10 protein-coding genes are annotated in these 8695 nt (G+C 71.2%); 7 read left to right on the forward strand and 3 right to left on the reverse strand.

The annotated features are described in order from the left end of the window. Positions 1–377 precede the first annotated feature (377 nt). The 3 genes from OKJ99_RS06885 to OKJ99_RS06895 form a co-directional block, all read right to left on the reverse strand. On the reverse strand, positions 378–1403 hold the full coding sequence (locus OKJ99_RS06885; RefSeq protein WP_326014891.1) for a C40 family peptidase: 1026 nt from the start codon (positions 1401–1403) through the stop codon (positions 378–380). 301 nt (positions 1404–1704) lie between these two features. Then, positions 1705–3057: an NYN domain-containing protein gene (locus OKJ99_RS06890; RefSeq protein ID WP_326014892.1), complete on the reverse strand. Its 1353-nt coding sequence runs from the start codon at positions 3055–3057 to the stop codon at positions 1705–1707. A 32-nt stretch (positions 3058–3089) separates the two neighbouring features. Further along, the gene (locus OKJ99_RS06895; RefSeq protein WP_009309707.1) at positions 3090–3329 is read right to left on the reverse strand and encodes a hypothetical protein; all 240 of its coding nucleotides are present in this window, start codon (positions 3327–3329) and stop codon (positions 3090–3092) included. Between the two features lie 112 nt (positions 3330–3441). Between OKJ99_RS06895 and OKJ99_RS06900 the strand changes: the two genes are divergently transcribed. The 7 genes from OKJ99_RS06900 to OKJ99_RS06930 all read left to right on the forward strand — a co-directional run. Then, positions 3442–4185, forward strand: coding sequence for a rhomboid family intramembrane serine protease (locus OKJ99_RS06900; protein ID WP_326014893.1), 744 nt, complete (start codon positions 3442–3444; stop codon positions 4183–4185). Beyond that, positions 4182–4463, forward strand: coding sequence for an Lrp/AsnC family transcriptional regulator (locus tag OKJ99_RS06905; RefSeq protein WP_266720470.1), 282 nt, complete (start codon positions 4182–4184; stop codon positions 4461–4463). The genes OKJ99_RS06900 and OKJ99_RS06905 overlap by 4 nt, the downstream gene beginning before the upstream one ends. Before the next feature lie 81 nt (positions 4464–4544). Then, a complete protein-coding gene (locus OKJ99_RS06910; RefSeq protein ID WP_326014894.1) occupies positions 4545–4853 on the forward strand; it encodes a small secreted hydrophilic protein in 309 nt (102 codons plus the stop codon). Continuing rightward, the gene (locus OKJ99_RS06915) at positions 4753–6282 is read left to right on the forward strand and encodes a sensor histidine kinase (RefSeq protein WP_407700657.1); all 1530 of its coding nucleotides are present in this window, start codon (positions 4753–4755) and stop codon (positions 6280–6282) included. The genes OKJ99_RS06910 and OKJ99_RS06915 overlap by 101 nt, the downstream gene beginning before the upstream one ends. Beyond that, positions 6279–6941: a response regulator transcription factor gene (locus OKJ99_RS06920; protein WP_326014895.1), complete on the forward strand. Its 663-nt coding sequence runs from the start codon at positions 6279–6281 to the stop codon at positions 6939–6941. The genes OKJ99_RS06915 and OKJ99_RS06920 overlap by 4 nt, the downstream gene beginning before the upstream one ends. Positions 6942–7065: 124 nt before the next feature. Then, positions 7066–8478, forward strand: coding sequence for an SLC13 family permease (locus tag OKJ99_RS06925; RefSeq protein ID WP_326014896.1), 1413 nt, complete (start codon positions 7066–7068; stop codon positions 8476–8478). A 25-nt stretch (positions 8479–8503) separates the two neighbouring features. Next, on the forward strand, positions 8504–8695 hold a 192-nt coding region (locus tag OKJ99_RS06930; protein ID WP_326014897.1), incomplete at its 3' end, for a glycerate kinase.

Below are 8695 nucleotides of genomic sequence, written 5' to 3' on the forward strand. Positions count from 1 at the left end.
GCCGAGGGCCGCCGCCGCTGAGGCGGCGGCCACGGTCAGAACGGTCACGCGCGTGCTCCGGTCGAGGCCCGAGTGCCGAGAATGCGAGATACGGCGATGAGAACCCACGGGTAGCCGCTCCCCCTTCCGCTGACGGACCCCCGTGATCGGGGGAATGCGCGCCGACAGTAGTCGGGCGACTACCCCCTGACCAAAGACCGTTCAGGGGACACGCAGCGCGGCGCCCCGCCTCTGACGCAGGTCATGGGCGGGGCGCGGGGGTCAGCGCGGGTCCGTGGAATTCGCCCGAACGGGCGCGTTTCCAGGGCACGTTGGGAGGTGGGAAGCGGGCCCCTTCAGCGGGCCCTGTGCGGCCGCGACGGGGCAGATGCGACGGGTCAGATGCGGCGGGCGGTCTGGTAGGGGCCGACCGTGTCCATCGACTCGTAGCGCACGCTGGCACCGGGGTGCGGGGCGTGCAGCACCTGGTTGTTGCCCGCGTACAGGCCCACGTGCTCGGTGTTGCTGAAGAAGACCAGGTCACCGGGCTTGAGCTGACTCCTGGCCACCTCGGTGCCCTCACCGATCTGGGTGTACGTGGTCCGGGTTATGGAGACACCGGCCTGGTTGTACGCCCACTGGGTCAGACCCGAGCAGTCGTAGGAGTTGGGGCCCGAGCCGCCGGAGACGTACGGCTTGCCGATCTGGCTGGCGGCCGCGGACAGGGCGGCGGAGGCGCGGCCCGAGGCCGGCAGCGCGTTGCCGAGGTCGACGCGGCTGGCGGAGTCGCGGCTGGCGCGCTCCTGCTCGGCGGCCATCTTGGCCCGCTGCTCGGCGGTCAGCGTGTTGAGCAGCTTGCGGGCCTCCGCGAGCTTGCTCTGGACCTGGTCCTTCTTCTTGCCGAGCTCGGTGCGCGTGTCGGCGAGGTCCTTGAGCTTCTGGGAGGCCTCGGCGCGCTCCTGGGCGAGCGTGCGCTGCTTCTCCTGGACCTTCTTGAGCGACTCGAGCTGCTGGGCGCTGAGCGAGTCGAGCGTGGAGGCCTTGTCGAGGTAGCTGTCCGGGTCGGAGGAGAGGAAGAGCTGGACCGAGGGGTCGATGCCGCCGGAGCGGTACTGCTGCCCCGCGAGCGTGCCGAGGCCGGAGCGCAGCTCGTTGAGGTCGTCCTGGCCGCGGGCGACCTTGTCCTGGAGATCGCCGATCTCCGACTCGAGCTTCTTCTGCTTCTCCTTGGCCCCGTTGTAGTGGTCGGTCGCCAGACCGGCCTCTTCGTAGAGCTTGTCGACCTTGGCCTTGACTTCGCTCTTGCTGGGCTTCGGGGCTGCGTTGGCGGCCTGAGAGGTGAGGGCCACGGCAGCGGCGGCGGTCGCGGTGAGCACGGTCACGCGGGTGCGGCTCGGCTGCTTGGGTCGACGGTGGGACGCCACGAAGGCGAGCTCCTTCTTCCTCCAGCCGCCTACCGATGCGCCGGCGGGCGGTGACCCTCCACCGTCACCCCTGATGAGTGATCACCCGAGCGGAGGTTCGAGCCGACCCTAGTGACCTCTTCGTGATCAGTTCAAATCCCTCAGAGAAAAAACTCAGTCACTCGCTGCATTCTTTGCACTCAACTCACATGCAGTGATGTCCGCTTGACGCTACGTTGCGTGAAGGTTTCGCCAATTCGGGCATTCGACACGGATGTTGCGCGTGTGACATAGGTAACTCGGGGCCCCTTTTGGGGGAAGGTCAGCCGTGCGAGAGTCGCTTCAGGAGCACCACGGAGGCGACAGGGCGTGCCCCCGCCTTCGCGATGCCGTCCGCGACCTCCCGGTCGGTCGACACGACGATGACGGGACGCCCCGATGGCTCGGCGCGGACGAGCTGACGGATCAGCTCGTCCGCCGTGACCCCCGGTTTGGAGAACAGCACGCGCACCCCGCGCGGTGGCGCGAGCAGCACGGGCGCGGCGAGTTCGGCCCCGTCGAAGACACAGGTCACCTCGGCCCCGGTCTGCGCCGCGAGCTGCGACAGGGAGCCGAGCAGCCGCAGCCGCTGCTTCTCCAGGGGCATCGTCGGATACCCGGTCTTCGTGACGTTGTACCCGTCGACGACGAGGTGGGCCTGCGGCAGCGCCAGCAACTGGTCGAGGATCGCCGGATCGTGCTCGTGCAGGGCGCGCGCCGCGATGTCCTTCGGCGTCATCCGGCCCGGCTCGACGGCGTCCACGGAGTCGGCGGGTCGCGAGGACACCGGCGGCAGCGCGAGCTCCCTGCGCAGCCCCTGGGCCGCGTCCAGGACCGTGTCGAGCAGCAGCCGCACCCGCATGTCCTCGATGCTGCGCCCCTCGCGGGCCGCCCGGCGTGAGGACTCCAGCGTCGACTCGACCTCGCCGAGCCGCGATTTGAGCCGCCGCGTCTCACTCTCCGCGGCGGACACCTGGGCCTGCCCCTCGGCGCGCACCGCGTCGGTCTCGGCCTTCGCCTTGCGTGCGGCGGCCTCGCCGCGCTTCACGTCGCTGAGCGCGGCCCGCAGCTTGCGCTCCACGGAGGCGACCTCGCGCCTGGCGGCGTCGAGCTCGGCGCGCAGCCGCTCCGTCTCGGTCCTGGTGTGGGCCCGGGCCTCGGTCAGCTCGGCGCGCAGGCGCTCCAGTTCGGCACGGGTCTCGTCGTCGGCCCGCTCGGCGTCGGCCCGCTGGGCGTCCTCGCCCGCGGCGGCGACGAGCTTCACCCAGCCGACGGGCCGCAACACATAGGCGGCCGCCGCCACATCGAGCGGGTCGGCCGCCGGCGGTGGGGACCCCGCCTCCAAGGCGGCCGCCAGCTCGGGCTGCGCGTCCCGCAGCCGCTCCCCGATCCGCTGCCGGAACAGCGGGTCGCCCTCCAGGGCCGCGGCCATGGCGTTGCCGGCGAACTTCATCCGCCGGGTCGGGGTGAACCGGGCATACTGCCGCAATTGAGGCGGAAGTTCACTTACCGTCAGGCCGCCGAAGCCGTCCGACGCGATCTGCACGACCCGTCGCCGAACCCCTTCGGGCAGCGGACGGTCGAGCACCTCGGCGGCGCCGCCCTCCCCGGCCTCCCCGCCTGTGCTCTCCACCATCCGTCACCCCAATGTCGCTGTGGAGCCGCTCCTCAGGAGTCGGCGCCCGGCCTGTCCACCAGTTCCACCTGATCCACCGCGTTGCACCACCGGCAGCGCACCGACTCGATGGTCTCACTGACCACCTCGCGCTCCTCCACCTTCGGCTCACCGGCCAGGTCCAAGTGGACGTACTCGACGACCTTCGAGGACCGCGTGACGTCGAAGCGCGTCAGATTGCCGCACAAAGTGCAGCGCCAGCGAGTGGTGGCGGTCGGCAGGGGAACCGTCATCGAGTGGTGCCTTCTTCCGGATGCATACGGATTGCGTGGTGCTGCTTTATTGCCCGTAACCCTACGGCCTGCCGTACGCCGCCCGCTCCCCGCCTTGCGTCATGCTCTGTCCATGATCGGCAATGGGCGCTCCGCGATCGACAGGCTGACCGCATTCCTCAGAGGTCACCCGGCCCCGGTCACGTACGGCATCATCGCGGTCTGCTGTGTGGTCTTCGTACTGTCCCCCGCCTCGGGCCTGAACCCCGGCTACGGCACCGGGGACCAGCTGCTCGCCGCGCAGAGCGCCTACTTCGAGCGCTGGGGTGTGGTCCCGGACGAGCTGTTCGGCGGTTCGGCGCGGGCCCTGCTCACCCCTCTCACGGCGCTGTTCGTGCACGGCAGTTGGCTGCACCTGCTGGGCAACATGCTTTTCCTCTATGTGTTCGGGGCCATGGTCGAGGAACACATGGGCGGCCTCTCGTACGCCTTGTTCTATGGGGTCAGCGGATATCTGGCACTGCTCGGGTACACGTTCGCGCACGCCGATTCCGACCAGAGTCTGGTCGGCGCGTCGGGGGCGATCTCGGCGGTCCTCGGCGCGTTCCTCTTCCTGTTCCCCGAAGCCCGCGTGACGAGCCTGTTCCCCTTTCTCTTTTTCCTGCCGCTGCGGTTTCCGGCGTGGGTGGTGCTGCCGTTCTGGGTGGCGTTGCAGTGGGTGGCGGCGGGGCAGGACAGCCAGGGGCCGGGGGTGGCGTATCTGGCGCACCTCGTGGGGTTCTCCGTCGGGTTCCTGTGGGCGTGGGCGCGGTATCGGACGCGGGCTAAGGTTGAGGCGACCCATGCCACGGCCACCGAGGGAGACAGCCAGCCGTGATCACCGCGATCGTGCTCATCAAGACCAGCGTGGACCGGATCCCCGAGATCGCCGAGTCGATCGCGGCCCTGGACAACGTGAGCGAGGTCTTCTCCGTCACCGGTACCTACGACCTGATCGCCATGGTCCGGGTCGCCCGCCACGACGATCTGGCGGACGTCATTCCCGGCAAGATCAGCAAGATCCAGGGCGTCGAGGGCACGGACACGCACGTCGCGTTCCGTACGTACTCGCAGCACGACCTGGAGGCGGCGTTCGCGATCGGCCTCGACGCGTAACGCCCTCCACGGCGGCTGTATGAAGGTTTCTTCATCCGGGGCTCATCATGCCGACCGGGTACGCCGCCGAACGTGGTTGCCATGGCCTTCTCCCACCGCATGGCGGCCCTCGCCGCGGTCGTCGCGATCCCGCTCGGCATCGCGGCGACCAGCTACGCCCTGACCGAAAGCCCGGATCCCCCGAAGTCGCCGCCGAAGGTGGAGCTGGAGAGCGGCTCGCCGTCCCCGCGCCCGACGCCCAGTGACGAGACGGTGTCCCCGCCACCGGTGAGCGAGAATCCCTCAGCCGATGACAGCACGGCCAGCGCAGACGACTCGGACGACGACGGAAACGACGGAGCCGACGACCGAGGCGGCTCGGACGACGGCGGGCCCGGCGACGACGGCTGACCCGGCCCATCGGTGGGTCTCCGCGCGCGTCCGCATCCTGCTGTGGCTGCTCGTCGTGATGGCGGTGGCGCTCACCGCGGTCGCCGCCACCACCCGCTCGGTGCTGCTGCGCGATGTGGACCACCGCGTGGACCGGCTGCTCGCGCAGGAGACCGGCGAGTTCGCCAACTTCGTGCGCAGGGGCGTCGATCCGCGCAGCGGCAAGCGGTTCACCGACCCCGACCCGCTGCTCAAGCTGCACCTGGAGCGGCAGTACGCCGACCCGGACGAGGAACTGCTCGGCCTCGTCGACCGCGGCGCGGGCCGCACCCCCGCCAAGAAGGAGCAGTCGCGGGCCCCGGACGTCGACCACCCGCTCGCCCGGGACCCGGCGGGCCTGCGCGCCGTCCTCGGCTCCCCCGACGCCACCGGCACCCTGGACCGCCCCGGCGGCGTGATCCGCTGGTCGAAGGTGGAGATCGGGGCGGGTGAAGGCCGGCCCGCGGCGGCGTTCGTCGTGGCCTTCCACCCGGAGCGCGAACAGGCCAAGGCGGAAGGCGTCTTCCATATGCTGCTCGCCATCTCCGGGGTGGCGCTGCTGATGACGACGGGCATCGGCTGGGCGGTCGCGGGCCGCATCCTGCGTCCCGTACGCCTCGTGCGCACGACGGCCGCGCAGCTCACCGAGCAGGACCTCACCCGGCGCATCCCGGTGCAGGGCCGGGACGACATCGCGGCGCTCGCCGAGACGTTCAACGGGATGCTCGACCGCCTGGAGCGGGCGTTCGCGGCGCAGCGCGAGTTCGTCGACGACGCCGGGCACGAGCTGCGTACGCCCATCACCATCGTCCGCGGCCATCTGGAGCTGATGGGGGACGATCCGCGCGAGCGCGAGGAGACGGTGCGGATCGTGATGGAGGAGCTGGACCGGATGAGCCGCATCGTCGAGGATCTGCTGCTGCTCGCGAAGGCCGAGCGCCCGGACTTCGTGGCCCCGGAGCCGGTGCAGCTCGCCGAGTTGACCGCCGATGTCTTCGTCAAGGCCAGGGCGCTCGGCGAGCGGGACTGGCAGCTGGCCGAGGTCGCCGACACCGAGGCCGGGCTCGACCCCCAGCGGATCACGCAGGCGATGGTCCAGCTCGCGCAGAACGCGGTGCAGCACACCGTGCCGGGCCAGCGCATAGGAATCGGCTCGCGGCTCGTGCGCGAGCGGATCGAGCTGTACGTCGCCGATGCCGGGCCAGGTGTCACGGACCAGGACGCCGCGGTGATCTTCGAGCGGTTCCGGCGGGGCACCGCGCGGCGCGGCTCGCGCGGCACAGGCGCCGGGCTCGGCCTCGCCATCGTCCAGGCCATCGCGCAGGGCCACGGCGGCCACGCCGAGCTGGGCCGTACCGAAGGCGGTGGAGCGACCTTCACCCTCGTACTCGACCGGACGGAGCCGAAATGAACCGCATCCTGATCGTGGAGGACGAGGAGCGCATCGCCTCCTTCGTGGAGAAGGGGCTGCGCGCCGGCGGCTTCACGACGACGGTCGTCGGGGACGGCGACTCCGCCCACGACTACGCCCTGACCGGCGGCTTCGACCTGATCGTGCTCGATATCGGGCTGCCGGGACGGGACGGCTTCACGGTCCTGCGGCAGCTGCGCGAGGCCCGCGTCACGACGCCCGTGATCGTGCTGACCGCGCGGGACTCCGTGCGGGACACGGTGGCGGGCCTGGAGGGCGGCGCCGACGACTGGATGACCAAGCCGTTCCGCTTCGAGGAACTCCTCGCGCGGGTCAGGCTCCGGCTGCGGACTGCCTCCGGCACGCCTGAGGTGACGATGCTGGGGAGCGGGGAGCTCACGCTCGACCTGCGGACGCGGAGGGCGCGGGCGGAGGGGCGGACGGTTGATCTGACGGCGCGTGAGTTCGTCCTGCTTGAGCTGTTTCTGCGCCATCCCGGCCAGGTCCTGTCCCGTGAGCAGATCCTCTCCCACGTGTGGGGGTACGACTTCGATCCCGGGACGAACATCGTGGATGTGTACGTGCGGGCGCTGCGCAAGAAGCTTGGCGCTCGACATGTGGAGACGGTTCGGGGGGTGGGGTATCGGTTGCGGGAGTGAGGGTTGCGGTCGCGGGGCTCTGCCCCGGACCCCGCTGCTCAATCGCCGCAGGGGCTTGATTGGGTGAACTTCCTTTCATTTACGGCTCATTGAGGGCTCACGACGCCGCACCACGCTGAACGGCGTGACCCTGAACCTCCGCGCCGCCGCGACCCTGTGCATCGCCCTCAGCATCTGCGCGCTGCTCGTGGTCCCCGGCAACTTCCCCGGCCTGACCGGCGACGCCCGGCTCACGCTCGCCGTGTTCACCCTGGCGACCTGCGCGTGGATCGGCACGTCGATCGACGACACGTACATCGCGCTCGGCGCGGGCCTGGCGCTCACGGCGACGGGCGTGATCAGCAGCGAGACCCTCTTCGGGACCCTGGGCGACGAGACGGTGTGGCTGCTGATCTGCGCGTTCGTGCTGGCGGCCGCCGTGGCCCGCAGCGGGCTCGCGGGCCGGGCGGCGGCGTTCCTGGTCAGCGGGGCGCGCGGCGTACGGCAGCTGACGCATCTGACGACGGCGGCGCTCGTCGTCACCGCCTTCGCGGTACCGGCCACCTCGGGCCGCGCGGCGCTCGCGCTGCCCGTCTTCCTGGCCCTCGCGAAGGTGCTGGCCGACCGGCGCCGGCTGGTCGTGATGCTGGCCCTCCTCTTCCCCACGGTCATCCTGCTCTCCGCCGTCGCGACGCTGATCGGCGCGGGCGCGCACCTCATCACGGTGTCCGTGCTGTGGGAGGCGACGGGCGAACGGATCGGCTTCACGCAGTGGCTGCTGCTCGGCCTGCCGCTCGCGATCGTCTCCTCCCACCTGGCGGCGGAGGCCGTCCTGTTGACGACGACGCGGCGCGCGGACCGCAAGGGCCCGGTGCGGATCACGCTCGACGAGCTCCAGGAGCACAGCGAGCATCCGGTCACAGGCCCCTGGGAACCGGCCGAGACCCGCTGCGCCCTGCTCCTCGCCACGGTCGTCGCCCTCTGGTGCAGTGAACCGCTGCACCAGGTCCCGCCCGCCGTCGTCGCGCTGATCGGCGCCGTGGTCGCGGCCTCGCCCGCGCTCGGCACCGTACGGCTGAAGGACGCGCTCGGTACGGTCCCGTGGTCACTGCTCCTGTTCATGGCGGCGACGATGGCGATGGGCGTCGCGCTCGCCGAGTCGGGGGCCGCGAAGTGGCTGGTCGGCGGGGTTCCCCTTGATGTGCCGCCGTGGCTGTTCCTCGCCGTGGTGATCGCGGTGAGCACGGCCGCCCACCTCGTCCTGCAGTCCCGCTCGGCCCGCTCCTCCGTGCTCGTGCCGCTGGTCGTCGCGGCGGCCGTCGGCGCGGGCGTCAACCCGGTCGCCGCCGCCCTCGCCTCCACCGCCGCGGCGGGCTTCTGCCACACGCTCCCCGCGTCCGCGAAGCCGGTGACGCTGTTCGCCCAGATACCCGGCGTGCCCACCTACACCCCGCGCGACCTGCTGCGGCTCTCCGCCGTCCTGGCCCCGCTGACGGCCGCAGCCGTCCTGCTGTGCGCGCTCACGCTGTGGCCGCTGCTCGGCGTTCCCGTCCGATGAAGCCGAACCCACCCTGGAGACCCACGTGTTGAGCCATTTCGCCATCGCCCCCAGCGGCTTCAAGGAGTCGCTGTCCGCGGGCGCCGCCGCCGAGGCCATCGCCGCGGGCGTACGCCGCGTGGTCCCGGACGCCGAGACCGACCTCATCCCCCTCGTGGACGGCGGCGAGGGCACGGCCCGCGCGCTGGCCGCCGAGGGCGGGGGCCGGCTGGTCGCG

The sequence above is a fragment of the Streptomyces endophyticus genome, from assembly GCF_035798155.1.
In the GTDB taxonomy this organism is placed as follows: domain Bacteria; phylum Actinomycetota; class Actinomycetes; order Streptomycetales; family Streptomycetaceae; genus Streptomyces; species Streptomyces endophyticus.